The 24,166-nt window shown below is 65.2% G+C and carries 31 protein-coding genes; 8 read left to right on the forward strand and 23 right to left on the reverse strand.

Annotated features, from left to right (window positions below):
- Positions 1–5: 5 nt before the first annotated feature.
- Together U0025_RS16665 and U0025_RS16670 are read left to right on the forward strand one after the other, a co-directional pair.
- Positions 6–326, forward strand: a complete 321-nt coding sequence (locus U0025_RS16665; RefSeq protein WP_004208577.1) for a hypothetical protein — start codon at positions 6–8, stop codon at positions 324–326.
- A 52-nt stretch (positions 327–378) separates the two neighbouring features.
- Entirely contained in the window at positions 379–1,062 is a 684-nt protein-coding gene (locus U0025_RS16670) for a murein L,D-transpeptidase catalytic domain family protein (RefSeq protein WP_004208578.1), read from the forward strand.
- 45 nt (positions 1,063–1,107) lie between these two features.
- Here the strand turns inward: U0025_RS16670 and U0025_RS16675 are convergent, their stop codons facing one another.
- The 7 genes from U0025_RS16675 to U0025_RS16705 all read right to left on the reverse strand — a co-directional run bounded on the left by U0025_RS16675 (position 1,108) and on the right by U0025_RS16705 (position 6,288).
- Positions 1,108–1,833: a hypothetical protein gene (locus tag U0025_RS16675; RefSeq protein WP_004208579.1), complete on the reverse strand. Its 726-nt coding sequence runs from the start codon at positions 1,831–1,833 to the stop codon at positions 1,108–1,110.
- Positions 1,834–1,931: 98 nt separating this feature from the next.
- Positions 1,932–2,627 (reverse strand): ATP12 family chaperone protein, encoded by a 696-nt coding sequence (locus tag U0025_RS16680; RefSeq protein ID WP_004208581.1) that lies wholly within the window; start codon positions 2,625–2,627, stop codon positions 1,932–1,934.
- Positions 2,624–2,878, reverse strand: coding sequence for a hypothetical protein (locus tag U0025_RS16685; RefSeq protein ID WP_004208582.1), 255 nt, complete (start codon positions 2,876–2,878; stop codon positions 2,624–2,626). The genes U0025_RS16680 and U0025_RS16685 overlap by 4 nt, the downstream gene beginning before the upstream one ends.
- Positions 2,875–3,534 carry an HAD-IA family hydrolase gene (locus U0025_RS16690; protein WP_037490533.1) on the reverse strand — a complete coding sequence of 220 codons (660 nt, stop codon included), beginning with the start codon at positions 3,532–3,534 and terminating at the stop codon, positions 2,875–2,877. Before U0025_RS16690 ends, U0025_RS16685 begins: the two co-directional genes overlap by 4 nt.
- 11 nt (positions 3,535–3,545) lie before the next feature.
- Positions 3,546–4,898 (reverse strand): RluA family pseudouridine synthase, encoded by a 1,353-nt coding sequence (locus tag U0025_RS16695; protein WP_004208584.1) that lies wholly within the window; start codon positions 4,896–4,898, stop codon positions 3,546–3,548.
- A complete protein-coding gene (gene crcB, locus U0025_RS16700) occupies positions 4,895–5,281 on the reverse strand; it encodes a fluoride efflux transporter CrcB (RefSeq protein WP_004208585.1) in 387 nt (128 codons plus the stop codon). The genes U0025_RS16695 and crcB overlap by 4 nt, the downstream gene beginning before the upstream one ends.
- A 44-nt stretch (positions 5,282–5,325) precedes the next feature.
- On the reverse strand, positions 5,326–6,288 hold the full coding sequence (locus tag U0025_RS16705; protein WP_004208586.1) for a DMT family transporter: 963 nt from the start codon (positions 6,286–6,288) through the stop codon (positions 5,326–5,328).
- On the opposite strand from U0025_RS16705, the gene U0025_RS16710 reads away from it, so the two are divergent.
- Entirely contained in the window at positions 6,287–6,865 is a 579-nt protein-coding gene (locus U0025_RS16710) for an Lrp/AsnC family transcriptional regulator (RefSeq protein ID WP_037490535.1), read from the forward strand. The genes U0025_RS16705 and U0025_RS16710 overlap by 2 nt on opposite strands.
- 18 nt (positions 6,866–6,883) lie before the next feature.
- On the opposite strand, the gene U0025_RS16715 is transcribed toward U0025_RS16710, so the two are convergent.
- The 5 genes from U0025_RS16715 to U0025_RS16735 all read right to left on the reverse strand — a co-directional run bounded on the left by U0025_RS16715 (position 6,884) and on the right by U0025_RS16735 (position 10,659).
- Positions 6,884–7,903, reverse strand: a complete 1,020-nt coding sequence (locus tag U0025_RS16715; RefSeq protein WP_004208588.1) for a fatty acid desaturase family protein — start codon at positions 7,901–7,903, stop codon at positions 6,884–6,886.
- Between the two features lie 258 nt (positions 7,904–8,161).
- A complete protein-coding gene (locus U0025_RS16720) occupies positions 8,162–9,070 on the reverse strand; it encodes a LysR substrate-binding domain-containing protein (RefSeq protein ID WP_004208590.1) in 909 nt (302 codons plus the stop codon).
- Positions 9,071–9,156: 86 nt separating this feature from the next.
- Positions 9,157–9,408 (reverse strand): hypothetical protein, encoded by a 252-nt coding sequence (locus U0025_RS16725; RefSeq protein ID WP_230588523.1) that lies wholly within the window; start codon positions 9,406–9,408, stop codon positions 9,157–9,159.
- The gene (locus tag U0025_RS16730) at positions 9,398–9,763 is read right to left on the reverse strand and encodes a hypothetical protein (RefSeq protein ID WP_004208592.1); all 366 of its coding nucleotides are present in this window, start codon (positions 9,761–9,763) and stop codon (positions 9,398–9,400) included. The genes U0025_RS16725 and U0025_RS16730 overlap by 11 nt, the downstream gene beginning before the upstream one ends.
- A 149-nt stretch (positions 9,764–9,912) precedes the next feature.
- Entirely contained in the window at positions 9,913–10,659 is a 747-nt protein-coding gene (locus U0025_RS16735) for a hypothetical protein (protein ID WP_004208593.1), read from the reverse strand.
- A gap of 162 nt (positions 10,660–10,821) precedes the next feature.
- Between U0025_RS16735 and U0025_RS16740 the strand changes: the two genes are divergently transcribed.
- From U0025_RS16740 to U0025_RS16750, 3 genes are all read left to right on the forward strand, one after another.
- Entirely contained in the window at positions 10,822–11,043 is a 222-nt protein-coding gene (locus U0025_RS16740; RefSeq protein WP_004208594.1) for a hypothetical protein, read from the forward strand.
- Positions 11,044–11,045: 2 nt separating this feature from the next.
- Positions 11,046–11,942: an EamA family transporter RarD gene (rarD, locus tag U0025_RS16745; protein ID WP_004208595.1), complete on the forward strand. Its 897-nt coding sequence runs from the start codon at positions 11,046–11,048 to the stop codon at positions 11,940–11,942.
- Between the two features lie 408 nt (positions 11,943–12,350).
- Positions 12,351–12,686: a hypothetical protein gene (locus U0025_RS16750; protein WP_037490538.1), complete on the forward strand. Its 336-nt coding sequence runs from the start codon at positions 12,351–12,353 to the stop codon at positions 12,684–12,686.
- A 364-nt stretch (positions 12,687–13,050) separates the two neighbouring features.
- Here U0025_RS16750 and U0025_RS16755 read toward each other — a convergent pair whose 3' ends face one another.
- Complete coding sequence (locus tag U0025_RS16755) at positions 13,051–14,382, reverse strand: dihydroorotase (RefSeq protein ID WP_004208596.1); 1,332 nt, start codon at positions 14,380–14,382, stop codon at positions 13,051–13,053.
- 69 nt (positions 14,383–14,451) lie between these two features.
- On the opposite strand from U0025_RS16755, the gene ygfZ reads away from it, so the two are divergent.
- Together ygfZ and U0025_RS16765 are read left to right on the forward strand one after the other, a co-directional pair.
- A complete protein-coding gene (gene ygfZ, locus U0025_RS16760) occupies positions 14,452–15,189 on the forward strand; it encodes a CAF17-like 4Fe-4S cluster assembly/insertion protein YgfZ (RefSeq protein WP_004208597.1) in 738 nt (245 codons plus the stop codon).
- Positions 15,186–15,932 carry a glutaminyl-peptide cyclotransferase gene (locus tag U0025_RS16765; RefSeq protein ID WP_004208598.1) on the forward strand — a complete coding sequence of 249 codons (747 nt, stop codon included), beginning with the start codon at positions 15,186–15,188 and terminating at the stop codon, positions 15,930–15,932. Before ygfZ ends, U0025_RS16765 begins: the two co-directional genes overlap by 4 nt.
- Positions 15,933–16,003: 71 nt before the next feature.
- On the opposite strand, the gene U0025_RS16770 is transcribed toward U0025_RS16765, so the two are convergent.
- The 10 genes from U0025_RS16770 to ctaD all read right to left on the reverse strand — a co-directional run bounded on the left by U0025_RS16770 (position 16,004) and on the right by ctaD (position 24,161).
- A complete protein-coding gene (locus U0025_RS16770; protein ID WP_004208599.1) occupies positions 16,004–16,354 on the reverse strand; it encodes an endonuclease domain-containing protein in 351 nt (116 codons plus the stop codon).
- Between the two features lie 89 nt (positions 16,355–16,443).
- Positions 16,444–17,313 carry a class I SAM-dependent methyltransferase gene (locus U0025_RS16775; protein WP_004208600.1) on the reverse strand — a complete coding sequence of 290 codons (870 nt, stop codon included), beginning with the start codon at positions 17,311–17,313 and terminating at the stop codon, positions 16,444–16,446.
- 53 nt (positions 17,314–17,366) lie between these two features.
- Positions 17,367–18,767, reverse strand: a complete 1,401-nt coding sequence (thrC, locus tag U0025_RS16780) for a threonine synthase (RefSeq protein WP_004208602.1) — start codon at positions 18,765–18,767, stop codon at positions 17,367–17,369.
- Positions 18,768–18,811: 44 nt separating this feature from the next.
- Positions 18,812–19,453: an SURF1 family protein gene (locus U0025_RS16785; protein WP_004208603.1), complete on the reverse strand. Its 642-nt coding sequence runs from the start codon at positions 19,451–19,453 to the stop codon at positions 18,812–18,814.
- Complete coding sequence (locus U0025_RS16790; RefSeq protein ID WP_037490541.1) at positions 19,450–19,833, reverse strand: DUF983 domain-containing protein; 384 nt, start codon at positions 19,831–19,833, stop codon at positions 19,450–19,452. The genes U0025_RS16785 and U0025_RS16790 overlap by 4 nt, the downstream gene beginning before the upstream one ends.
- A 10-nt stretch (positions 19,834–19,843) precedes the next feature.
- Positions 19,844–20,674 carry a cytochrome c oxidase subunit 3 gene (locus U0025_RS16795; protein ID WP_004208605.1) on the reverse strand — a complete coding sequence of 277 codons (831 nt, stop codon included), beginning with the start codon at positions 20,672–20,674 and terminating at the stop codon, positions 19,844–19,846.
- Between the two features lie 44 nt (positions 20,675–20,718).
- Complete coding sequence (locus tag U0025_RS16800) at positions 20,719–21,294, reverse strand: cytochrome c oxidase assembly protein (protein ID WP_004208606.1); 576 nt, start codon at positions 21,292–21,294, stop codon at positions 20,719–20,721.
- Positions 21,294–21,431 (reverse strand): hypothetical protein, encoded by a 138-nt coding sequence (locus U0025_RS16805; protein WP_004208607.1) that lies wholly within the window; start codon positions 21,429–21,431, stop codon positions 21,294–21,296. The genes U0025_RS16800 and U0025_RS16805 overlap by 1 nt, the downstream gene beginning before the upstream one ends.
- Positions 21,428–22,348, reverse strand: coding sequence for a heme o synthase (locus U0025_RS16810; protein ID WP_026108937.1), 921 nt, complete (start codon positions 22,346–22,348; stop codon positions 21,428–21,430). Before U0025_RS16810 ends, U0025_RS16805 begins: the two co-directional genes overlap by 4 nt.
- Before the next feature lie 133 nt (positions 22,349–22,481).
- Positions 22,482–24,161 carry a cytochrome c oxidase subunit I gene (gene ctaD / locus U0025_RS16815; protein ID WP_004208609.1) on the reverse strand — a complete coding sequence of 560 codons (1,680 nt, stop codon included), beginning with the start codon at positions 24,159–24,161 and terminating at the stop codon, positions 22,482–22,484.
- Positions 24,162–24,166 lie beyond the last annotated feature (5 nt).

Consider the following 24,166-nt stretch of genomic DNA (forward strand, 5'->3'; position numbering starts at 1 on the left):
TCCCCATGCGCCATTTTGCCCGCCCCCTGACCTTCGCCGCCCTGTCGGGCGCGCTGCTTCTTGCCGCCTGCGGCAAGAAGGAAGAGGAAGCCCCGGCGACCAATAATCTGGTCGAACCGCCGGTCGAGAATGTCATCGTGAACGAGCCGGAAGCGCTGCCGCCCGAGCCGGAAAATGTCGTCACCCCGACTCCGGCACCGCCGCCGTCCGTGTCGGAACAGCAGCAGATTCTGGATGATGCCGAAGCCAGCGGCATGACCTCGCGCCTGCGCGAAAACGGCGAGGGGAGCCAGGGAGCGGACGAAGCGGGCAATAGCAGCCTGTGACGAAGGGCGCCCCCGTCTTGGAGCGGGGGCGTTGATTTGTTATAGACGGCACATGGATCGCCGCAAATTCACGAAGTTCGCTTTAAGCGGACTCGCCTTCTCGTTTTTGACCGACAGTGTTGGCAAGGCCGCACTTCCGGTAGCGCCTGAACCCGCGAACCGTCCTCCGGTTCCCGCGACTCCATCGGCCGCATCGATTTTTTCGCGCAAGCCCTATGCGCTGCTGCTGGAAGAGGCCAAGGCCGCGCTCGACCAGCATGCGCGCGACTTCACCCTGCGCGACCGCATCGCCATCGCCGACTTCAACGCGCCGTCGAAGGAATTTCGCTTCCATATCGTCAACCTGATCGGTGGCCAGGCCAACAGCTATCTGGTGTCGCACGGCCGCGGGTCCGATCCGGGCCATTCGGGCTGGCTGCAGAGCTTTTCCAACGAGCCCAATTCGCTCGCCAGTTCGTCGGGCGCCTACAAGACGCTGACCGTCTATGACGGCCAGCATGGCCGGTCGATGCGGCTGGCGGGGCTCGATCCGCAGAACAACAATGCCGAAATGCGCGCCATCGTCATCCATGGCGCCGACTATGTCAGCGAGGACCATGTCGCCGCCTGGGGCAAGTGCGGCCGTAGCGAGGGCTGTTTCGCGCTCGCCCGCCACATGGTGCCGCAGGTATTGGGCATGCTCGGGCCGGGCCGCATGGTCTATGCCAACAAGATTACCGGCATGGTCGAAGCCTGACCGGCAAAGGCCCCGCCCGGTGATCCGGGCGAGGCCTCTTCATGCTCAGCCGGCCTTGACGCCGCTCAGCGCCTGAGCGGCAGGCTTGTTCGACGCATCGACCGAACCGTCGGCCAGCATCGCCTTGCTCATCGTCGCCGCTTCGGTCTTGAGCGCGGCATCGTCGGTCGCCTGGCTGGCGCCGATCAGCGCCGACAGCAGGATATTCTTCGTCACCGGATCGGCCGCATTGGCGGCCGCCGACTTGCGGGCCAGGCCCAGCGCTTCCTGATAGAGCGGCGCAGAACCGGCCTTGTCCTGCGCGCCCAGCTTCTGGTTGCCCAGCTGGATCAGGATACCGGCCAGGATGTTGCGGCTGGTGGCATCGGCGGGCTTGGCCTCCACCACCTTGCGCCAGTGCGGCAGGGATTCGCCATAAAGCGCGATCACCTTGTCCATCTTGCCGAGCGCGCCTTGGGCAGCGGCATCGGCATAAAGCGCGTTGGCGAGGAAATTGACATTGTCGATCTTGGTCGGGTCGACCTCCACCGCGGTGCGGATGGCGGGCATCGCCGCCTCATATTTGGTCGCGGCGGTGGCATTGTCGCCCGCCTGCAGCGCGGTCTGGCCGGCGGTGAAATCGGTCACCGCCTGGTTGAAGGCGTTGATCTGTTCGGGGGTCATCTGGCCGGCGGCGGGGGCAGCGGTGGCTGCGGGGGCATCCTGTGCCAGGGCCGGTGCGGCGAGGGTGGAAAGGGCAAGAAAGGCAGGAACCAAAAGGCGGGACTGCAAGGTCAGGGTCTCCCTGGTCGTTGATCCAATGTGGCGGATGCAGTCAGGGCATCTGCCAACACAAGAATGAACGAACGAGCGGTCCCGTTCCCAGCCCTCTAGGCTCGTGCCATCCCGCAAAAGGCTCGACCCACGGCAAACTCGCCCGCGCGGCGCGCCGAACGGGCCAGCGCTTCGGCATCCTCGCCCCATTGTTCGGCCTGCCAGCGCTCGTCGATCTCGGCCGCTTCCCATACGGAATCCGCATCGAACGCTTCTTCCAGCACCGCCAGGCCGCAGACCAGCGATCCGCTCAAGGTCACCAGCCGCGACAGGCCGGCCAGGGTGAAGGGATCAAGTCCGTCCACCGCGGCCGCCAGCCGTTCCAGCGTCGCGTCAGGCTGGGCGACATGGATGATGCCCTGGGTGGTGACGAAAGCGACGTCGTAGCGGGCGCGCGCCCAATCGAGCAGCGGATCCCAGGCGGCGGCCTGACGCGCGACAAACGCCTCCGGCCCCTCGGCCCGATAGCAGAGCATGTCGGTGCCGCCATATTCGGCGATGTCGGCCGCGAATTTCGCGCGGTTGCCGGCGATATGGTCGATCGCCGCATTGGCAAGGCCGGTGAAGGCCATGGTCGCCGGATCGACCGTCTCGCCCTGGTCGCGCCATTCCTGCGCCACCGCCTCCGCCAGCACCGCATTGGGGAGCGCCAGTTCGGCACGGGCCGGCGTGCGCACCGGGCGGCCATCCAGCCGTATCGCGAAACCGGCTTCGACCGGTTCGACCGTCACATCCTTGTAGAAACGCTTCACGGGCGGCTCCGCTTGAACAGGGCCAGCATCAGGCGCGGCACGATGATGAACTGGAACAGGCCGGCGACGACCATGATCAGGCCGAACGCCTTGGCCTTGTCGCCCTGTACCCAGGAAAAGCGCTGCATGATGGCGAGGAAGCCGAACATGACGAGGAAAGCACCCGACAGGCGGAACAGGCCAAGCGCGAAATGGCGCTGGCGCGCGATCTTCTCCGGGTCGACCGGCGGGATGGGAGGCATGTCGTTCATGGCGCGTCGATATGGCGGCGCAACTCGTCGCTGTCCATCGCCACCGCATGAGCGCCAGCCTGCACCAGTTCGGCTGGCGCATGATAGCCCCAGCCGACGCCGATCGCGCGGGTGCCGGCGGCCAGCCCCATGTCGATGTCGAAATGGGTATCGCCGATCATCACCGTGGTTTCGGGCACCGCGCCCGCCTCCGCCATCGCCTGCAGCAGCATCGAAGGGTGCGGCTTGGACGGGTGGCGATCGGCGGTCTGCAGGGTCACGAAATGATGGGCCAGCTCATGATGGGCAAGACACAGGTTGAGGCCGCGATCGGACTTGCCGGTGGCCACGCCCAACAACCAGCCATCGCCGTCCAGTGCCCGCACCAGGTCTGCCATGCCGGAATAGAGCGGCTCGGAAACGGCATTGGCGCTGCGCAGGGCGTGGAAAGCCGCCTTGTAGCGATCGGTCAGCAACTGATGATAGTCCGGCTCCGCATCGGGCAGCAGCCGGGCCATCGCATGGGGCAGCGACAGGCCGACGATCGACAGGATCGCCAGCCGATCGGGCGGCACCAGCTTCTCGCCCTCGAAGGCATGGGCCATCGCAGTGCAAATGCTGTGCTGGCTATCGACCAGCGTGCCGTCGCAATCGAAGACGGCAAGGCGGTTGCTCATGCCCCCGCCCATTATTTCTCGCCGCGACCGCGCCGTTCGCCGCGGCGCCCCTTGCGGATCTGCTTGGCATGGGCGCGGGCCGCCTTCTTCTCATCCTCGCGGGTCGGCGTCCGGTCGATCTCGTCATCCAGCGGCATATCGCCCAGCGACAGGTCGAAGCCGAGCGCGATCAGGCTGTTGAGGAAATGTTCGGGCAGCTCCGCCTTCATGTCGATGCGGCCGCCATCGGGATGATCGACCCGGATGCGACGGGCATGGAGGTGCATCTTGCGGCTGATCGAACCGGACAGGAAACTGTCCTTGCCGCCATATTTGCCGTCGCCGACCAGCGGGTGGCCGATCGCCGCCATATGGACGCGCAACTGGTGGGTGCGGCCGGTATAAGGCTGCAACTCGACCCAGGCGGCGCGGTTGCCGGCCCGTTCGATCACACGATAGCGGGTGCGGGCGGGCAGGCCCTCTTCCTCGTCCACATGCATCTTCTCGCCGCCGGTGCCCGGCTGCTTGGTGATCGGCAGTTCGATCATGCCATCGTCGATGCTGGGCACGCCGATGACGATCGCCCAATAGACCTTCCGCGCGGTGCGGCTGGAAAATGCCTTGGCGAAATGCGCGGCCGAGCGGCTGGAGCGGGCGAGCAGCAGCGCGCCCGACGTATCCTTGTCCAGCCGATGGACCAGCTTGGGCCGGGATTCCGCGTCGAAGATCAGCCCGTCGAGCAGACGGTCGACATGCTCGTCGGTCTTGGTTCCGCCCTGGGTAGCGAGGCCCGGCGGCTTGTTGATGACGATCGCCTGCTTGTCGCGGTGGATCACCATGTCCTGGACATAGGCGATCTCGTCCTCGGTCAGGTCGATGACGCGGACGCGCTTGGGCTTGTCGGCCGCCGCCACCTTGGGCTCGGCCGGCGGCACGCGGATCATCTGGCCTTCGGCGATGCGGTCGCCGGGCGCGGCGCGGGCGCCATCGACACGCAACTGGCCGGTACGCGACCAGCGCGACACGATGTTGAAGCCGACATCGGGCAAATGCCGCTGGAACCAGCGGTCGAGGCGGATGCCATCATCATCGGCCTGCACGCGATATTGCCGCACGTCCAGGCTGACGCCCTTGGCCGGATTGGGCTTGGCCGCGACCGCCGGGGCCGGTGCCGCCGCCTTGGCGGCGGGCGCCTTGGTGCGGGGCTTACCCACTGACTTGGCGCCGGGCTTGAACGGCCGGTCGCCATCCTGCTTGCGCGCACTCGCCGCCTTGGCACCGCCACGGGCACGACCGGGCGCGCCGCTGCGCCCTGCGGGCTTGCTACCGCCGGGCTTGCCGCCCCGTGCCGGACCGCCGGATTTGCCGGGAGGACGCCCCTTCATGCCGCAACACTCCGCATAACCGTAAGACCCAGCGCCAGCGCGGCCACCGCGCCGACCAGCGAGAAGAGCGCATAGCCCAGCGCCAGGCCGATCTGGCCGCGCTCGATCATCAGCATCGTCTCCAGGCTGAAGGAGGAAAAGGTGGTGAAGCCGCCCAGCACGCCGACGCCGAGCAGCAGCCGCATCGGCTCACCCGATACGGTGCTGCCGCGCGCCAGCCATCCGGCGAGCAGGCCCATGGCGAAACCGCCGATCAGATTGGCGGCAAAAGTGCCCCAGGGCCAGGCCGCGCCGGGCGCCATCTGCCCGGCGAACCGCCCCAGCAGATAGCGCAGCGCCGCGCCAACCGCGCCGCCGCCCATAACAAGGAAGATATTGGTCATGATTTTCGCCCTATCGCGATTCCGCCAAAGGGGAAAGGACGCATTCAGGCGGCGATGCTGGCCTCTGCCGGGATCGGACGGCGATGGGCGGCGATGCAACTCAGCACCGAGAGGATCACCAGCACGAATGCCGTGCCCTCCAAGGGCGTCGGCAGCCGCGCTTCCCAGATGAAACCATAGGGCAGGGCAAAGCCGGTTTCGAACAGGATCATCTGTCCCACCATGGTGAGCGGCAGCAGCCGGGTCATGCGATTCCACAGCGCATTGCCGACGATCGAGGCGAACAGGGCGACAGCGATCACGACAGCCGCAAAGCGGGTCCAGTCGGCCGCGTCATGCGTGCCACTGCCGAGCCACGGCACCAACGGCAGGAACAGCAGCGCCTGCGCCCCGGTGGCAAGGCCGATCAGGAAATTCCAGTCCTGCGACGTGATACCGTCCATCCGCCGCAGCCAATGGGCATTGCCGATCGCAAAGGCGGTCCAGGAAATCAGCGCGCCGACCGCGCAGGCAAAGCCGATGATCCGCGTCGCCACCGCGCCCCCGCCCGGCATGACGATCGCCTGCCAGCCAATGCACAGCGCACCCGCGATACAGAGTAGCAGCGACGGCGCCAGATGCCGCAGCGGCACCGCGCCCGCCTGCCGGCTGCCGACGATGGTCACCGCCACCGGCAGGAAGCCGACCACCAGCGAGGTCATGGCAATGCCACCCATCTGCACCGCGCTCACCAGCAGCACATAATAAAAGAGGTTCCCCGCCAGCGCGAGCCAGGCCAGCGCCCACAATATGCGCGGCGTCAGCAGCGGCCGGATCGTCCGCCATCGCGGCGCGACCAGCAGCACGGACATCAGCCCATAGACCAGATAGCGACCGATCGCCTGTTCGAGCGGACTGAAACCGGGCACGATCTCGGGCGCCAGGAAGACGAGGCCCCAGAGCGCCCCCGCCCCCATGCCGCAAAAGATGCCGGCCAGGATCGCGCCGGATGCTCGTGACTGGTTCATGCTCGCATTCCGCCTGTCGAAAATTCAGGTGACGGGAAATATCATCATCGACATGAGAAAGGCGCTCTTGATTGACCGGTCAAATGCAACAATTACTCATTTCATGAACCAGACCACCAAGATCGACCTTTTCGACCGGGCGATCCTGCGCCTGATCCAGCGCGACACTCGCATGCCCCAGCGCGCAATTGCCGAGGCGGTCAACCTGTCGACCGCCGCCGTGCAGCGCCGCATCGCCGCGATGGAGCGCAGCGGCGTGATCGTGCGCAATGTCGCGATCGTCGATCCCGATCAGGTGGGCCTGGGCGTGACATCGATCGTCGAGGTCAATCTGGTCGATGAAAAGGCGGCGCGCGTCGACAAGGCCAAGCAATTGTTCCGCGACGCGCCCGAAGTGCAGCAATGCTATTATGTCACCGGCGGCCGCAGCTTCATCATGCTGATCGTCGCGCCCGACATGCGCAGTTATGAAGCGATCACCCGCCGCCTGTTCGCGGAAAATGAATCGGTCGCCAGCTATCACAGCTATCTGGCGCTCAACCGGGTGAAGGCGGGCATGGAACTGGTCATTCCCTGATCCGTGCGCCGCTTCGGGTTACGGATTCGCCTCGATCGGAACCTGCTGCCGATCGGGACCACTGACCGCGGGCGGCGGCATCAGTTCGCGGATCACCCCCCAATAGCCCTGCGTAACGTGCGCATCGCGCGCATAGCGCGGATCGGACGCCATCAGATGCCGGTGCAACCGGCGCAGATTATGCCAGGGCACCGACGGGAACAGATGATGTTCCAGATGATAGCTGACATTGAGCGGCCCGATCAGTATCCGGTCGATCAGGGTCGGGATGACGGTGCGCGTGCCACGTATTTCCGTCTCGTCCGTGACGCCATTATGCTCCGCCATCGCCCGCAACCGGTTGAACACATTGGCCCAGATGAACTGGGGAATCATGAACAGGCCCAATATCTGCCAGCGCCAGGGCGACCACAGGATCGCGCCATAGACCAGGACCGCCCAGACGATGTAGCGGATGCGCAGCGCCAGCCGGAAATCGAAGCCGAAGCGCATCGGATTGTGAAAATTGGACAAGGGCGACCAGATTCGCGCCGCCCGCGCCGCCCGATAATAGTTGAGGCCGGACAGGCTCCGCAGCAGCAGCACGACCATGGCGCGCCCGCTTTTGGGGAAATGCTGGTCGGCATCCTTGCGCTGCACCCGATAATCATAGTCGCGCATCGTGTTGGTATGGCGATGATGCACCATATGGGCGACACGGTAGAGATCGATGCTCAGCGCCAGCGGATAGGCGACGAACAGGTCGCCGATCAGGTCGTTGACGCGCCGGTTGCTGAACAGCATCCCGTGACAAGCCTCATGCATCATCACCGCCAGAACCTGAATCCGCGTGCCGATGACGATGCCGGCGATCAGATAGGCCGGCCAGCGATCGGCCCGGATCGCGATCACGCAGGCGGCGATCATCACCGCCCATTGCAGCGCCAGCAGCAGCGCGTTGCGCCAGTTGGGCACGACCGACAATTGCCGGATCAGCGGCAGGGTAGCACGCCGCGAGTAACGATAGCCGGGGCCACGTTCCTGGGCGATATCCTCCATGGAAACTGCCTCCCGACACCATGCCTGCCTGGGACGGAATGCTATGGTCGGCGCAGAACAGCGTCAAGCACGCCCCTTCTTTCCCATCAGCATTAACGGCTTGTTAGGCGCATGGCCGCAGAAGGATCGCTTCCAATCGGTGGGGATCGATGATGGTTGATATTGTTTTCGAATTTTCGGCGCGCATGCTGGCGCTCGGGCTGATCGTCGGCGGGCTGTACAGCCTGACCAAGGAAGCCGGCTTGCGCTAAAGGCCATTCAGGCCAGCGTGCTACCCGTCAGCGACGGAAAGCTTTCCGCGACATAGTCGATGAACGCGCGCAGGGTCGGCGACATGCCGGTGCGCGCGGTGAAGAGGACATGGACGATGCCCTCGCTGGTCCGCCAGTCGGGCAGGACATGCACCAGCCGCCCCTGTTGCAGCTCGACCGAACAGGCCGCTGACGACAGCAGCGCCACGCCCAGCCCGGCCACCGCCGCATCGCGCACCGTGGCCGAATCATTGCTGCAGAAACGGGGATGATGGGCGACGACATGCTGTCGCCCCTGCCCGTTCATCAACAGCCATTCATCATGTTCGACATGCTCACCCACGCTCAGCGTCGGCAACTCGGCAAGGCTGGCGATGGTCGTTGCCGCGACCTGCGCCGCCACCGCCGGCGCGGCCACCAGGATGCGGTCCAGCCGCCCCAGCTGATGCATCGTCAGCGCCTGATCATGCACGGTGTCGATATCCACGCGAAAGGCGGCATCGAACCGCTCCTGGATCAGGTCGATCCGCTGGCTGCTGATATGCATTTCCAGATGCACGTCGGGATAGAGCAGCAGGAACCGGGCAAAGACGTCGGTGCGCAGATAGCGGGCCAGCCCCGGCGGGCAGGCGATGCGCAGATTGCCGCTGATCTGCGACCGGGCACGCGCGGCGATCGCCTGGGTAGCGTCGATCCCCTCGGCGATCGTCTCGCACTGGCGATAGATTTCGCGGCCGACATCGGTCACGCGCAAATTGCGGGTCGATCGCTCGATCAGGCGGACGCCCAGCACCTGTTCCAGCCGCGCGACCCGGCGACTGAGCTTCGCCTTGCGTTCGCCGGTGGCACGCTCCGCCGCGCTGAAGCCGCCATGGCGCACGACCTGGGCAAAGCTGCGCAAATCATCCAGATCCATGGCGCCGTCCCGTCCGCTCTCCTGCCGCGTCGGACCGGTGCTACACGCTCCGCCCGGCTGGCGCCAGCCGGGCGCGGCATCCGCGATCACCGCGCCTGGCCGCTGACCATCATCGGCAGGAACAAGAGCGACGCCGCGACCGTCGCCACGAAGGATACCAGCAGATCATCGACCATGCCGTTGATGCCGCTGAACAAAACGATTTCCACGAACAGGATCAGGAAGAACAGCGCCAGCCGCGTGACGACGCGCGGATGCGCCAGATGGAATGCGCGCAGCATCTCCAGCGCCTGCATCGGCGGCTGGCGCAACGCGCTGCCGGAAGGATCAGGCCGCACGGACCACCGCCCGCCGGGCATCCCCGGTCATGTAGAGCACGCGCAGCAGGTCGAGTTGCTCGCGCGAGAAACCCGCCGCATCGAACGCATCCAGTTCCTCGCCGGTCAGCGACCGGCCGGTGCGCAGGATGATCGCGCTCTGGCGCAGCGTTTCCAGCCGCGGATTGGCCAGGGTGTAGGTCGGTTCCGGGCCGCGCAGGAAGCTGCGCAACCGGCCGAGCGGCGCACGGACCGAAGGCACCGAACTGGCCGGATCGCTGTCGGCCAGCCAGAGCACCTGGCGCTCCTGCGCGTCAAAGGGTTCGCCGACATTGTCATTGGCCGTATCGGCCCGGTTGAAGACGGAGTGTTGCATCGCCTTGATCCCACCTGTTGTTGCAGGCGATGTAGCGATGCACGGGTCGGGCTTGTAGCCGGCAAAAGGACGACAGATCGTTTCCGTTTTGGAAACAAAGCGCCCCTGTGCAGCAAAAGAGGGCGAAGCCCCCCCTTATCGGTCCCTTCTTATCGGCCGTGATCGGCGATGATGTCGACGCCCGTCTTGCCGCCCGGCGCATTGGTGAAGACGATGAAATAGGCGCTGCCATCGGCCTTGCGCGTGCCGCCCAGCACATTGTCGCCCTCGACGATGCGATGTTCCGCATCGAAGCCGGCGCGGCGCGCCTGGGTATAATAATAGTCGATCACGCCCTGCTTGGGCACCGCCGTCACGAAGCTCGCCGCGCGCAGGGTGCAGCCATCCTTCTCCGCACCCGCCGCCTCGGTCAGTTGCGCGCCGGGATAGAGGGTGAAGGGATCGGGCATACGGCTGGCCCATTGCATGCCATAGACCAGCTTCTTGGCGCAGCCGGCATTGCCGCCGCCGCCCAGTTGCGCCTGTTCGCGCGCCAGCCCGCCCAGCGTCATCGGACTGTTCTTGATCGGGCCGCTGACCGGTGCCGGCGCGGACAGCAGCTTGCCGCCGACCAGCTTGGCCGCTTCCGACTGTGCCTTGCCGGCGTCGCCACCCAGCACCGGCAGGGCGCCATTGGCGGCGCGATCGGCACTGCGCACGGCATTGCGGTTCGACTGGCCGACCAGATTGGGATCGACGACGATATCATCGGCCAGCGCGCCCTTGACCGCCGGGTCCGCGGCATTGTTGGTCAACTGGTCGTCCAGCGCGGCGAGATTGCCGTCCTTGCCGCCCTTGCCGCAGGCCGCGAGCGCCAGCAGCAACGCCATCACACCAACTTGTCTGGAAATCGCCATCCGCCTCGCTCCTTCATAACCCGGCACATAGAACGGATAGCGGGACTTTCCGTTCGCATTCAGGGTGCATAGACGCCCCTACCCCATCGCAGGGCCAGTTTCTGCCGGGTGGCATGGTCGCTTGTCTTGTTCCGGGACAGCAAAGCCGCCATCAGTCGGACTATGCTCAACCTTCTGTCAGCCCTGATCGGTCTTGTCACCCTTGTCCTGATGATCCCGGCGGTGTTTCCGCTGCTCGGCGCGCTCAACTGGCTGCTGGTGCCGATGGCGCTGTTCGGCGCCTTCATCGGCCTGATGTCGTCGAAAAAGGGCGGGCAGAATTTCTGCCTGATCGTCGCCGCCTTCGGCGCGCTGCGCCTGTTCCTGGGCGGCGGCATCCTGTGACCATGGCGGAAAACGAAGCCCGCAAGGGCGTCATCGCCGCGATCGGCACCTACAGCATCTGGGGGATGCTGCCGCTCTTCTTCCGCCTGCTGCATCATGTCGACCCGATCGAGATCGTGACCCAGCGGGTGATCTGGTCGGTCATCCTGATCCTGGTGCTGCTGGCCGCGCGCAAGGGGCTAGGCGCCTTCGTCGCGGCATTGCGCACGCCCCGGCTGGTCCTGCCGCTGATGGCATCGGCGGTGATGATCGCGATCAACTGGCTGGTCTATGTCTGGGCGGTCAATGACGGCCATGTCGTCGCCTGCAGCCTGGGCTATTTCCTCAACCCGCTGGTCAGCGTGGGCCTGGGCGTGGTCATACTCAAGGAAAGGCTGCGGCGCGGACAGATGCTGGCGATCGCGATCGCCGCGGTCGGCGTCGCCATCCTGGCTGCGGCCGCGCTCACCACCCTGTGGATCAGCCTGGCGCTGGCGATCAGCTTCGCCCTTTATGGCCTGATCCGCAAGCTCACCCCGGTCGCGCCGATGACCGGCCTGGGCGTCGAAACGCTGCTGCTGGTCGCGCCCGCGATCGGCTACCTGATCTGGCTGTCGGGCCATGGCGGCATCAGCTTTGGCCAGGACGTGCCGACCACCGGCTTGCTGATCCTGGCCGGCGGCGTCACCACCGTGCCGCTGGTGCTGTTCGCCACCGCCGCCCAGCGCCTGCCGTTGGCGACGCTGGGGCTGCTGCAATATCTGGCGCCGACGCTGCAATTCCTGTGCGGCGTGGTGCTGCTGGGCGAGACGCTGAGCCAGGGCCAGATGCTGAGCTTCGGCCTGATCTGGCTGGGCCTCATCCTCTTCGCCAGCGACAGCTATGCCGCCGCCCGCCGCAACCGGCTGGCGACGGCCTGACCCCGGTCTGGACAGGTCCGTTCGGGGTAGCGGATGGGCGTGCATGGTGGGCGAAAAGGCCCAAACAGCGGGATTACATGGTCGCAAGAGGCGAAACTATACCGATCAGGTGGTGATAGCGGCTGCCCGATGACGTTTCACCCCAATCATAACAACGTCTTTTCAATGCCTTAGCTGAAGGCGCGCGGAAGTTTACGCGTGTGCGCCATGAGGGATATTGGGCCGATCGGAAAAAACGGCCGGAATAGAATGGGTTGACGATAGGAAGGAGCCGGCCGGAAGTTTATACCGGGTGCATGGCTGTAGGACAGGACTTTTATCGGGGCGGCCGGAATGGGTGGGGAGCGGACAGGCGGGTTTTCAACCCAGCTATTGGAAAGCAGACGGCGTCAGCCTAGAGCATTTGACATGAATGTGAATGATTACGATCTTCAGCTGGAAGAGTTGCAACGTCGCTCGACGATGCGGCTGTTGGCATCGGAAACCTTCGATACTGAGGCATTTGCTGCTTTGAAGGCACATATTTGCCGGAAAGCCGAAGACCTTCGTAACGAGCATGTTATTTCAAAACAGATACTTAAATGTCTGCGCGAAGCTTCCGGGGCGATCCGCAACCAAGCGGAGCACGTCCCCGCTGCTCGTGAGAAACTGCACGTCGCAAACGACTTCGAGATGTTGCTCGACCTCTTGATCGCTGGTGAGGGCTGCGCTGATCGCCAACCAGGAGTGCCTCGGATCATTTAGCTTGTGTCTGATTTCGGGCTCTGCAAGCGAGATTGGAACGGCAAAAAAATGGTCGCTTCTAGACCATCCTCCCCTGCAAGGGGAGGTGGCTGGCCGTAGGCCAGACGGAGGGGTGTCGCCCTCTCGATAGGGCGTCACCCCTCCACCACTTCGTGGTCCCCCTCCCCTTGCAGGGGAGGAATTTACAGCCGCTTCTGCTCAGCCGTCAAAATCCGACATCCTCATTGCGAGCGCAGCGAAGCAATCCACCGGCGTGAGATGGATTGCTTCGCTGCGCTCGCAATGACGCTATTTGGTCGTATTCCCCCCTCTCTCGCAGGCGGGAGGGGGGCTGGGGGCCGTCCCTCGCGACGGCCTGACCCGGTCAGTTGAACTCGGTCGCCTCGAACCGGACCGGCTCGCCGACCGCCTGATTGGCGAGGCTGTCTTCCCACATCACGCGGTTGCCGCGGATGATGGTGCCGATCGCCTTGCCGGTCAGGTCCATGCCGTCGAACGGCGACCAGTCGCAGCGCGAGGCGAGCCAGTCCTTGCCGACGGTCCATTTCTTCTTGAGGTCGACCACGGTGAAGTCGGCATCATAGCCGAGCGCGATGCGGCCCTTGCAGGTGAGGCCGAACACGCGCTGCGGCCCCGACGAGGTCAGTTCGATGAAGCGGCGCAGCGTCAGCCGCCCTTCCGCCACATGGTTGAGCAGCAGCGGCACCAGCGTCTGCACGCCCGGCATGCCGCTGGGCGAAGCGGGATAGACCTTGGCCTTTTCCTCGATCGTGTGCGGCGCATGGTCGCTGCCCAGCACGTCGGGCACGCCCTGGTTGAGCCAGAACCACAGGCCGTCGCGATGCGCCGCGCTGCGGATCGGCGGGTTCATCTGGGCATAGGTGCCCAGCCGCGGATAGGCGTCTTCCCCGGCCAGCGTCAGATGCTGCGGCGTGACTTCGCAGGTCGCGACATCCTTGTTCTGGCCGATATATTCCAGCTCAGCCGGGGTGGTGACGTGCAGGATATGGATGCGGCGACGCGCCTTGCGGGCGAGCGCGATGATCCGCTTGGTCGCGATCATCGCGCTTTCATCGTCGCGCCAGACGGGGTGGGAGGACGGATCGCCCTCCACCCGATAATCCTTGCGCGCGTTCATGCGCGTCTCGTCCTCGGCATGGATGGCGACGCGGCGGGTGCCCGACGCCAGCACGCGGGCCAGCGCCGCGTCATCGTCCACCAGCAGGCTGCCGGTCGATGCGCCCATGAAGATCTTGACGCCGGACGTGCCGGGAATCCGCTCCAGCTCCTTCAATTGCTCGGCATTTTCCGCCGTCGCGCCAACATAGAAGGCATGGTCGCACCACATGCGGTGATGGGCGCGCTTCAGCTTGTCATGCACCCGCTCGGCGGTGTCGGTATTGGGATTGGTGTTGGGCATTTCGAACACGGCGGTGACGCCGCCCAGCACCGCGGCGCGGCTGCCCGATTCCAGATCCTCCTTATATTCCAGCCCCGGCTCGCGGAAATGCACCTGGCTGTCGATGCAGCCCGGCAACACGTCGAGGCCGGTGCAGTCGATCACTTCGCCCGCATCGCCCAGGCTGGTGCCGATGGCGACGATCTTGCCGCCGCGCACGCCCACATCCACCTGCTCCGCGCCGCCCGGCGTATGGACGGTGCCGTTCTTGAGGATCATGTCGAAGGTCTGGGTCATGGCGATATTCCTGTCTGCTGTTCGCGCGAACCGCTTGGCGAAGTCGTGCCGCCGTCCTACCTAAAGCCGATGACCGATACCACCCTTACCGACCGAGCGATCCTGCGCATTTCCGGCGAAGAGGCGCGCCCCTTCCTGCAGGGGCTGCTGACCCGCGACGTGCTGACGTTGAAAGACGGCGAAGCGCGCTGGACCGCGCTGCTGACGCCGCAGGGCAAGGCGCTGTTCGACTTCATCCTGTGGGGCGACGACGGCGATATATTGATCGACTGCGAGGCGGCACAGGCCGATGCGCTGGCGAAGCGGCTGACCATATACCGGTTGCGGCGCAAGGTGGTGATCGCGCGCGACGAGTCGCTGGCGGTGCATTGGGCGATCGATGCGGCCGACAAACCCCGCGACCCGCGCCTGCCAGACCTGGGCGCGCGCTGGCTGGCGCCGGCGAGCGATGGCGACGCCGCCGCCGCGTTCCGCGCGCATCGGCTGTCGCTTGGGGTGTTCGAAGGCGCGGCGGAACTGGGGCAGGACCAGACGCTGTGGCTGGAAACCAATGCCGAGGAACTGCACGGCGTCGATTATGACAAGGGCTGCTATGTCGGCCAGGAAAACACCGCGCGCATGCATTATCGCAACAAGGTGAACCGGCGGCTGGTCGCGGTGCCGCTGGAACAGGCCGACGAGAAGCGCCAGCGCGCCGCCCTGCCCGACCTCAATCTGTCGATCGAACTGCAACGGGTGGAGGCGATCGACCCCGCCACCCTGCCCGCCTGGCTCGCCACCGCGATCGCCGCGCAGGCCGCCGAATGAGGCAAGGGCTGCTGGCGCTCGCCTGCGCCCTCACCCTGACCATGCCGGCTCGGGCCGAAACGCCCTGGACACTGGTCAAGGCCTATCCGCATGACCCGGCGGCCTTCACCGAGGGCCTCTTCTACCTCGACGGCGCGCTCTATGAGAGCACCGGCCTCGAAGGCCAGTCGGAGATTCGCAAGGTCGCGCTCAAGACCGGCAAGGTCGAGCAGCGCCGCGTGGTCGAGCAGCCCTATTTCGGCGAAGGCATCGTCAACTGGGGCGGCAAGCTGGTCAGCCTGACCTGGCGCCACCGCCAGGGCTTCGTGTGGAAGCTGGACGATTTCTCGCCCCTCTCCACCTTCCGCTATGAAGGCGAAGGCTGGGGCCTGACCCAGGATGGCCGGTCGATCATCATGAGCGACGGCAGCGCGCAGCTGCGCTTCCTCGACCCCGAGACGCTGAACGAACAGCGCCGCATTACCGTCACCTGGAACGGCCGCGCGGTCGATCGGCTCAATGAGCTGGAATGGGTCAAGGGCGAGATCTGGGCCAATGTCTGGTACGACACGAAGATCGCCCGGATCGACCCGCGCAGCGGCGGCGTGATCGACTGGATCGATGTCGCCCCGCTGCGCAAGCAGGCCGGCGTCACCGACAGCGAAGCCGTCGCCAACGGCATCGCCTATGACGCGAAGAGCGATCGCGTCTTCATCACCGGCAAGAACTGGCCGAAACTGTTCGAGATCAGGGTCGGAAAGTAAGGCGACGATCCCGCCTTAAAGCCCTCTCCCGCAGGCGGGAGAGGGTTGGGTGAGGGTCTTCTTCTTTTCCCTTACCCCGCCCGAGTGGCAAGCAATTCCAGCCTGATCCGCTCCACCACGCCGTCGAAATTCTCGACCACATCATGATTCCAGAACCGGTGGATCACATAGCCCGCCGATTGCAGTTGCGCCGTGCGCGACGCATCTGTTCGCTCATCATGCTGCCCGCCATCGATTTCGACGATGAAGCGACATTCGGCGCAGAGGAAATCCACCACAAACGGCCCGACCGTCGCCTGGCGCCGGAACTTGAAGCCTTCAAGATGGCGATTGCGCAGGACGGCCCATAACCGTTGCTCACATTCGGTTGCGTTGCGCCGCAGACGTGCGGCGTTGGGACTGGTCGGGCCGATGCTGGGCATCGGCAGAGCCTATCATGAGGGTCGCCTTAGAAAAGCCCTCACCCAACCCTCTCCCGTAAACGGGAGAGGGCTTTAAATGGACGTTCCGTTTACCGCTTCCAGCGTGCCCAGATGGCGGTGGGGAGCAGCAGGCCGCGGGCTTCCTCGCGCACGGTCAGTTCGCCCGCTTCCACCTCACCGGGCAGGTCGGCAAAGGCCTGGCGCAGCAATTCGCCGATCGCCAGCGCCGACATGCGCACCGCATAGACGGTGAGGAACAGGAAGCGGCTGTCCGCGTCCAGCAACTGGCGGCAATTGGCGATGAGGCCCGGCAGATCCTCTTCCAGCCGCCAAACTTCGCCATCGGGGCCGCGGCCATATTTGGGCGGGTCGAGCAATATGCCGTCATAGCGGCGGCCGCGCCGCACCTCGCGCGCGACGAACTTGGCCGCATCCTCGACGATCCAGCGGATCGGCCGGTCGCCCATGCCCGACAGGTCCGCGTTCGCCCGCGCCTGCGCCACCGATTTTTTCGACGCATCGACATGGACCATGCGGGCGCCGGCCGCCGACATGCCCAGCGTGCCGACGCCGGTATAGCCGAACAGGTTCATCACCTCGGCCTCGGGCTTGTCGGCCGTGCTGGCGCGCATGAAGTCCCACACCGGCGCCATGTCGGGGAAGAAGCCGAGATGGCGGAAGGGGGTGCAGCTCGACTGGAAGGTCACTTCCTTCCAGTGCAGCGGCCAGCCTTCGGCCGGGACCGGCTTGTCATAATACCAGCGGCCGCCGCCATCCTCGTCCGATCCGGGGATGAATTCGCCGTCGGCGCGCCAGTCTTGCGTCGCCGGCGCCCACATCGCCTGCGGTTCGGGGCGGATGAAGCGGAAACGGCCATAGCGTTCGAGCTTGCGGCCGTTGCCCGAGTCGATCAGGCCATAGTCGGACCAGGGTTCGCCGATGAGAGTCTTGAGTTCCATTCCGGCCTCATCGTCTCTTGCACCGCTCCTGTCGAGAGGAGATCAACCCGCGATCAGCCGCGCGGCGTCGCCCGCTCCGCGACATAGGCGGTCACCGCCTCAAAGGTGCCGGGCAGCTTGGCATAGCTTTCCTCGCGCGCGAACAGGTCGCCGACCCGTGCGGGCAGCGGCGGCCGCGTGCCGGTCGCCCGTTCCACCGCGTCGCGGAACTTGGCGGCATGGGCGGTCGCCAGCGTCACCACCGGGATCGACGGGTCGATGTCCGCCTCGCGCGCGGCGGCGAGGCCGATGGCGCTATGCGGGTCGATCACCTGCCCGGCGGCGTCGAACGCCCAGCGCATCGCCATGGTCATGCCGTCGGCATCGATCCGGGCGGAGGTGAACAGGTTGGCCGCACCTTCGCGCTGGGCATTGGTGAGGCGCATCGCCTTGCTCGCCTCGAAACCCTGCATCTGCTGGGCGAGCGCAACGCCGTCACGGCCGCCGGCATCGAACAGCAGCCGCTCGAAATTGGAGCTGACCTGAATGTCCATGCTGGGCGTCGCGGTCGGCACGACCTGGCCCTGGCTATAGTCGCCCTCCGACAGGGCGCGGTGCAGGATGTCGTTGACGTTGGTGGCGACCACCAGCCTGGCGACCGGCAGGCCCATTTTCGACGCGACATAGCCGGCGAAGACATCGCCGAAATTGCCGGTCGGCACCGAGAAGGCGATCGGGCGATCGGGCGCGCCCAGCCGCACGGCGGCGTAGAAATAATAGACGACCTGCGCCATCAGCCGCGCCCAGTTGATGCTGTTCACCGCCGACAGGTTGAAGCGCGCCTTGAAGTCCGCGTCGTTGAACATGCGCTTCACCAGCGCCTGCGCATCGTCGAAGCTGCCGTCGATCGCGATGTTGTAGACGTTCGGCGCCAGCACCGTGGTCATCTGGCGGCGCTGCACGTCGGACACGCGCCCCTCGGGATGCAGCATGAAGATGTCGACCTTCTCGCGGCCGGCGACCGCGTCGATCGCGGCCGAACCGGTGTCGCCCGATGTGGCGCCGACGATGGTCAGATGGTCGTCGCGGCGCGACAGGAAGCGCTCGAACAGCTGGCCGAGCAGCTGGAGCGCAACATCCTTGAACGCCAGGGTCGGACCATGGAACAGCTCCAGCATCCAGTGGCGATTGTCGAGCTGCACCAGCGGCGTCACCGCGTCATGGCTGAACCGGCCATAGGCGGCGGTGCAGAGGTCACGCAGTTCCTCTTCGCTCAGCGATCCGGCGACGAACGGCGCCATGACCCGCACGGCGGTTTCGACATAGGAAAGGCCGGCGAGCGCGCGAATGTCGGCAGCGGAAAATTGCGGCCAGCTCTCCGGCACATAAAGCCCGCCGTCGGACGCCAGGCCCGCCAGCGTGACATCTTCAAAACCGAGCGCCGGTGCGCTTCCCCTGGTGCTGACATATTGCATAATGGGAAAGCGCGGTAGCGACGCGGGCGCGCCGGGGCAAGTGTTTACGACGGCCTTGGTGGCTCCGCATTGCGCCGGCGCAGGACAAGCAGATAGATTATTGCTGCCAGCGCGGCAAAAATGAACCATTGCACCGCATAGGCGAGATGATTGTTGGGCACGTCGGCGGTGCTGGGCGGCGCCATGGGTTTCAGGCCCGGCGGCGCGGCGCGCGCGACCAGCATCGGCCGCAGTGGCATGGTCTTGCCGCTGGCGCGCGACAGGAGCGAGCGATGATCGGGCTCCTGCGAAATCCAGCCTTCGACCTGTCCGCCGGTCCAGGCCGGCTTGTCATCCGGCTTCTGGCCGACGCCGACCGCGACCAGCGCGCCCGGCCCTTCGGCGCCGGTCGCGCATTGGGCGATATGGCGATAGCCGGTCGATCCGTCGGCGGCGCGCCCGGCCACCACCTGCCAGCCGACGACGCGCAGGCAATGGACCGAGGATGGGCGGAACAGCAGTTCGTCGGGCACCGGCGGCATTTTGGGGAAGGCGACGGCCGGGCGCGACACATTGCTGGCGGCCAGCGCCAGCATGGATTCCTTCTCGCCCCGGCGCTGCAACTGCCAGATGCCGAGCGCGATCATGACTACGATCGCGACACAGACCAGCAGGGTCGGGACAATCGGGATGCGCCGTCCGCTCATGCGTCCTTCTTCTCCACCACCCGCCCCTCGCGGGCATTTTTGCGATATTCGAGCGTCAGCAGCGCACCCTTGGCGACGCGCAGGCTGCCGACCACGGCGCCGGCGGTCAGCGGCGCCCACAGCAGCAGGTGCAGCCACAGCGGCGGATGGACCGTCAGTTCCAGCGTCAGCGCCAGCGCGACCATGACCGCGCCGATGATCAGCGTCAGGAAAGCCGCCGGCCCGTCGCCGACATTATATTGGCCATAGTCCAGCCCGCACTGGCGGCAGCCCGACGCAAAACGCACCGGCCCTTCGAACAGGGTCGGTGCGCTGCAACGGGGGCAAAGGCCGCGGGCGGAGGCCGCAAGCAGGTCCATGCCTGTCGCCTTCGCCGTCATCCCTGAACCATCAGCCGCCGTGGATCGGCGCGCCCCAGCCGCCCCAGACATAGATGGCGGCGAACAGGAACAGCCACACCACGTCGACGAAATGCCAGTACCAGGCGGCGGCTTCAAAGCCGAAATGCTGGCGCGGGGTGAAGTCGCCCTTATAGGCGCGGATCAGGTTCACCACCAGGAAGATGGTGCCGACCAGCACATGGAAGCCATGGAAGCCGGTCGCCATGTAGAAGGCCGAGCTATAGGGCGAGCCGCCGAACGGGAACGGCGCGTGCATATATTCATAGGCCTGGATGCAGCTGAACAGCGCACCCAGGATCACGGTGCACCACAGGCCCTTCTTCAGCCCTTCGCGATCGCCATGGATCAGCGCGTGATGCGCCCAGGTCACGGTGGTTCCCGAGCAGAGCAGGATCAGCGTGTTGAGCAAGGGCAGCTCGAACGCGTTCATCACCTCGATGCCCTTGGAGGGGAACATGCCCTCGATCGGCGCCAGTTCGCTGGGAAAGAGGGAGAAGTCGAAAAAGGCCCAGAACCAGCCGACGAAGAACATCACTTCCGACGCGATGAACAGGATCATGCCATAGCGCAGATGCAGCTGGACCACTGGGGTATGATCGCCGGCATGCGCCTCGGCAATCACATTGCTCCACCAGCTGAACATGGTGAAGAGGACACCGGCCACACCGATCAGGAAGATCCAGCCACCGCCGGCAGGCATCGCGTCGGGATGCATCCACATGATCGCGCCCATCGCCATCACCAGCGCCGACATCGAGCCGAACAGCGGCCAGATGCTGGGCGGAAGGATATGATAATCGTGGTTCTTGGCGCCTGCCATGACGGTTTCTACCTCTTCCCTGTTTTTCGGTTATTCTCGTCAGCTTAGCTTGGCTGCTTCCCCTGCTCAACAGGATAGAAGGTGTAGCTGAGCGTTATCTGCTGCGTGTCCTTGTTGTCGGGATCCTGCAATATCTTGGGATCGACATAATAGATGACCGGCATGCGCACTTCCTCACCGGGCTGCAGCGTCTGCTGGGTGAAGCAGAAACACTGGATCTTGGTGAAATAGGCGCCGGCCTGGGTCGGCGTGACGTTGAAGCTGGCGGTGCCGGTCACCGGCTTGTCGGACAGGTTCTTTGCAATGAAAATCGCCATGTCGCGGGCCCCCACGGTCACCGTGTCGGTGCGATGTTCGGGCCGAAATTCCCAGGGCATGCCGGGCTGGACATTGGAATCGAAGCGGATCGACATGGTCCGCCCGGCCACCGGGGTCAGCTTCACATCGGCCGCCGCGCGCTGGGTCGTGCCGCCAAAGCCGGTCGTCTGGCAGAAGATGCGATAGAGCGGGACCGAGGCGAAACCGAGGGCAAGCATCGCCAGGCCGATGCCCGCCATCGCCACCAGCGTCCGCCGGTTGCGGCGGTCGCGGTCAAAGGGCGAGGGCGGGAGCGAGGCCATCAGATATTATGGCTCGCGCCGATCTTCGCCAAAGTGATGGCGAAGAAGAGGATGGCAAGGAAGCCGAGCAGCAGCCCGGTCACCAGCGCACGGGACTTTTGCCGCGCGCGCACCTGATCCTTATCTTCCGGACTCATGCCAGCAGCCAGCGGTCGACGACCACTGCCCCGAACAGCAGGAAGAGATAGAGGATCGAATATTTGAACAGTCGCTTTTCCGGCGCCATGCGCGCGGGATCGGTTTCGCGGCGCAGATAGACCTGAAAGGCCATGGCGGCGAAGATCGCGGTGCCGACCAGCGCCGCCGTGCCATAGATCGCGCCAGTCAGGTGCAGCGCGACCGGGGCCAACGCCGCAACCGCCATGATGAAGGTGTAGAAGAGGATCTGGCGCCGGGTGACGACCTCGCCCGACACGACCGGCAGCATCGGAATGCCGGCGGCGGCATAATCGGTCTTCACGAACAGCGCGAGCGCCCAGAAATGGGGCGGCGTCCAGAAGAAGATCAGCATGAACAGCGCAATCGGCAGCGCGGTGATGTCGCCCGTCACCGCCGCCCAGCCGATCACCGGCGGGAAGGCGCCGGCCGCGCCGCCGATGACGATATTCTGCGCCGTCCGGGGCTTCAGCCAGATGGTATAGATGAAGACATAGAAGAGGATCGAGACGGTCAGCACCGCGGCGGCGAGCCAGTTGGTCGCCATCCCCATCAGGATCACCGAGAAGAAGGACAGGCCGACGCCGAAATGCAACGCCGTCTGCCGCTCCATCCGCCCGGCGGGCAGCGGCCGGCTGGCGGTGCGCTTCATCTTGGCGTCGATATCGGCTTCCCACCACTGGTTGAGCGCGGCGGCCGCGCCGGCGCCCAGCGCGATGCACAATATCGCGGTAAAGCCCAGAACCGGATGGATATGACCGGGCGCGGCGAGCAACCCGCACAGGCCCGTGAACACCACAAGCGTCATCACGCGCGGCTTGGTCAGCGCGACGAAATCGCGCCAATGAGCGGGCAGGACGGGGGCATTAGCCCCGGACGAAAGCGGCGAACTGGCCATAAACTCCTCTTCGATCAGCCGGCGCCCCATACAGGCCCTGACCGATTCCGGCAAATGGACAGACGGTCCTACCCATCTGCCCCGCCGCAGGGGGGACGGAGTGCCCGGTCCAGGCCGGGCACCCGCATGGCGATCAGTCGATGACCGGCAGGGTCTCGAACTGGTGATAGGGCGGCGGGCTGGTCAGCGTCCATTCCAGCGTCGTCGCGCCTTCGCCCCAGGGATTGCCCTCAGCGCGTCTGCCGGCGAACAGCGACCAGAAGACGTTGACCAGGAAGATCAGCACGCCGACCGCCATGATCTCATAGCCGTGGGTCGCGATCTTGTTCCAATAGGCGAACGCCTCGGGATAGTCGGGATAACGGCGCGGCATGCCGCTCAGGCCCAGGAAGTGCATCGGGAAGAACAGCAGGTTCACGCCGATGAAGAAGACCCAGAAATGGAGCTGGCCCAGCACTTCATTATACATGCGCCCCGTCATTTTCGGGAACCAGTAATAGAAGCCCGCGAACAGCGAAAAGACCGCGCCCAGCGAGAGCACATAGTGGAAGTGCGCGACCACATAATAGGTGTCGTGCAGCACGTCGTCGACGCCGCCATTGGCCAGCACGACGCCGGTCACGCCGCCCACGGTGAACAGGAAGATGAAGCCCAGCGCCCACACCATCGGCGTCTTGAAGCTGATCGACCCGCCCCAGATGGTCGCGATCCACGAAAAGATCTTGATGCCGGTCGGCACCGCAATGACCATGGTGGCGGCGGTGAAATACATCTTCACATTCACCGACATGCCGGTGGTGAACATATGGTGCGCCCAGACGACGAAGCCGACCACGCCGATCGCGACCATGGCATAGGCCATGCCGAGATAGCCGAACACCGGCTTGCGGCTGAAGGTCGAGACGATCTGGCTGACGATGCCGAAGCCCGGCAGGATCATGATATAGACTTCGGGATGGCCGAAGAACCAGAAGAGATGCTGGTAGAGTTCGGGATCGCCGCCACCGGCCGCATCATAGAAGGTCGTGCCGAAATTGCGATCGGTCAGCAGCATGGTGATCGCCGCGGCCAGGACCGGCAGCGCCAGCAGCAGCAGGAAGGCGGTGACCAGCACCGACCAGACGAACAGCGGCATCTTGTGCAGGGTCATGCCCGGCGCACGCATGTTGAGGATGGTGGTGATGAAGTTGATCGCGCCCAGGATCGAGCTGGCGCCGGCGATGTGCAGCGACAGGATCGCCATGTCGACGGCCGGGCCGGCCGACCCGCTGGTCGAGAGCGGCGCATAGACGGTCCAGCCGGTGCCAGCGCCATTACCGGTGCCGCCGGGCACGAAGGTGGAGCCGAGCAGCAGCAGGAAGGCGGGGATGAGCAGCCAGAAGCTGATATTGTTCATCCGCGGGAAGGCCATGTCCGGCGCGCCGATCATGATCGGCACGAACCAGTTGCCAAAGCCGCCGATGATCGCGGGCATCACCATGAAGAACACCATGATGAGGCCATGGGCGGTGATCAGCACGTTCCACAGATGATAGGCCTGGTCCAGCGTCGCGGCGGGACCGTCGCTCCACTGCGCCCAGATATGCAGGAACTGGATGCCCGGCTCGCGCAATTCCATGCGCATCAGGCCGGAAATGGCGCCGCCGATCAGGCCGGCCATGATCGCGAAGATCAGATAGAGGGTGCCGATGTCCTTGTGGTTGGTGGACATGAACCAGCGCTGGAAGAAGGCCGGCTTGTGGTCGGCATCATGATGATCATGGGCATGGTCGCCATGATGATCGCCATGATGGTCGGCGGTGATGGTGGTCATGACGT

This window comes from Sphingobium yanoikuyae (assembly GCF_034424525.1).
Lineage (GTDB): Bacteria > Pseudomonadota > Alphaproteobacteria > Sphingomonadales > Sphingomonadaceae > Sphingobium > Sphingobium yanoikuyae.

Coding starts and splice junctions, on each gene's coding strand:
- U0025_RS16665 (WP_004208577.1), top strand. CDS start 6: ATGCGCCATTTTGCCCGCCCCCTGACCTTCGCCGCCCTGTCGGGCGCG.
- U0025_RS16670 (WP_004208578.1), top strand. CDS start 379: ATGGATCGCCGCAAATTCACGAAGTTCGCTTTAAGCGGACTCGCCTTC.
- U0025_RS16685 (WP_004208582.1), bottom strand. CDS start 2,878: ATGAACGACATGCCTCCCATCCCGCCGGTCGACCCGGAGAAGATCGCG.
- U0025_RS16690 (WP_037490533.1), bottom strand. CDS start 3,534: ATGAGCAACCGCCTTGCCGTCTTCGATTGCGACGGCACGCTGGTCGAT.
- U0025_RS16695 (WP_004208584.1), bottom strand. CDS start 4,898: ATGAAGGGGCGTCCTCCCGGCAAATCCGGCGGTCCGGCACGGGGCGGC.
- crcB (WP_004208585.1), bottom strand. CDS start 5,281: ATGACCAATATCTTCCTTGTTATGGGCGGCGGCGCGGTTGGCGCGGCG.
- U0025_RS16710 (WP_037490535.1), top strand. CDS start 6,287: ATGCTCGCATTCCGCCTGTCGAAAATTCAGGTGACGGGAAATATCATC.
- U0025_RS16705 (WP_004208586.1), bottom strand. CDS start 6,288: ATGAACCAGTCACGAGCATCCGGCGCGATCCTGGCCGGCATCTTTTGC.
- U0025_RS16715 (WP_004208588.1), bottom strand. CDS start 7,903: ATGGAGGATATCGCCCAGGAACGTGGCCCCGGCTATCGTTACTCGCGG.
- U0025_RS16720 (WP_004208590.1), bottom strand. CDS start 9,070: ATGGATCTGGATGATTTGCGCAGCTTTGCCCAGGTCGTGCGCCATGGC.
- U0025_RS16730 (WP_004208592.1), bottom strand. CDS start 9,763: ATGCAACACTCCGTCTTCAACCGGGCCGATACGGCCAATGACAATGTC.
- U0025_RS16735 (WP_004208593.1), bottom strand. CDS start 10,659: ATGGCGATTTCCAGACAAGTTGGTGTGATGGCGTTGCTGCTGGCGCTC.
- U0025_RS16740 (WP_004208594.1), top strand. CDS start 10,822: ATGCTCAACCTTCTGTCAGCCCTGATCGGTCTTGTCACCCTTGTCCTG.
- rarD (WP_004208595.1), top strand. CDS start 11,046: ATGGCGGAAAACGAAGCCCGCAAGGGCGTCATCGCCGCGATCGGCACC.
- U0025_RS16750 (WP_037490538.1), top strand. CDS start 12,351: ATGAATGTGAATGATTACGATCTTCAGCTGGAAGAGTTGCAACGTCGC.
- U0025_RS16755 (WP_004208596.1), bottom strand. CDS start 14,382: ATGACCCAGACCTTCGACATGATCCTCAAGAACGGCACCGTCCATACG.
- ygfZ (WP_004208597.1), top strand. CDS start 14,452: ATGACCGATACCACCCTTACCGACCGAGCGATCCTGCGCATTTCCGGC.
- U0025_RS16765 (WP_004208598.1), top strand. CDS start 15,186: ATGAGGCAAGGGCTGCTGGCGCTCGCCTGCGCCCTCACCCTGACCATG.
- U0025_RS16770 (WP_004208599.1), bottom strand. CDS start 16,354: ATGCCCAGCATCGGCCCGACCAGTCCCAACGCCGCACGTCTGCGGCGC.
- U0025_RS16775 (WP_004208600.1), bottom strand. CDS start 17,313: ATGGAACTCAAGACTCTCATCGGCGAACCCTGGTCCGACTATGGCCTG.
- thrC (WP_004208602.1), bottom strand. CDS start 18,767: ATGCAATATGTCAGCACCAGGGGAAGCGCACCGGCGCTCGGTTTTGAA.
- U0025_RS16785 (WP_004208603.1), bottom strand. CDS start 19,453: ATGAGCGGACGGCGCATCCCGATTGTCCCGACCCTGCTGGTCTGTGTC.
- U0025_RS16790 (WP_037490541.1), bottom strand. CDS start 19,833: ATGACGGCGAAGGCGACAGGCATGGACCTGCTTGCGGCCTCCGCCCGC.
- U0025_RS16795 (WP_004208605.1), bottom strand. CDS start 20,674: ATGGCAGGCGCCAAGAACCACGATTATCATATCCTTCCGCCCAGCATC.
- U0025_RS16800 (WP_004208606.1), bottom strand. CDS start 21,294: ATGGCCTCGCTCCCGCCCTCGCCCTTTGACCGCGACCGCCGCAACCGG.
- U0025_RS16805 (WP_004208607.1), bottom strand. CDS start 21,431: ATGAGTCCGGAAGATAAGGATCAGGTGCGCGCGCGGCAAAAGTCCCGT.
- U0025_RS16810 (WP_026108937.1), bottom strand. CDS start 22,348: ATGGCCAGTTCGCCGCTTTCGTCCGGGGCTAATGCCCCCGTCCTGCCC.
- ctaD (WP_004208609.1), bottom strand. CDS start 24,161: ATGACCACCATCACCGCCGACCATCATGGCGATCATCATGGCGACCAT.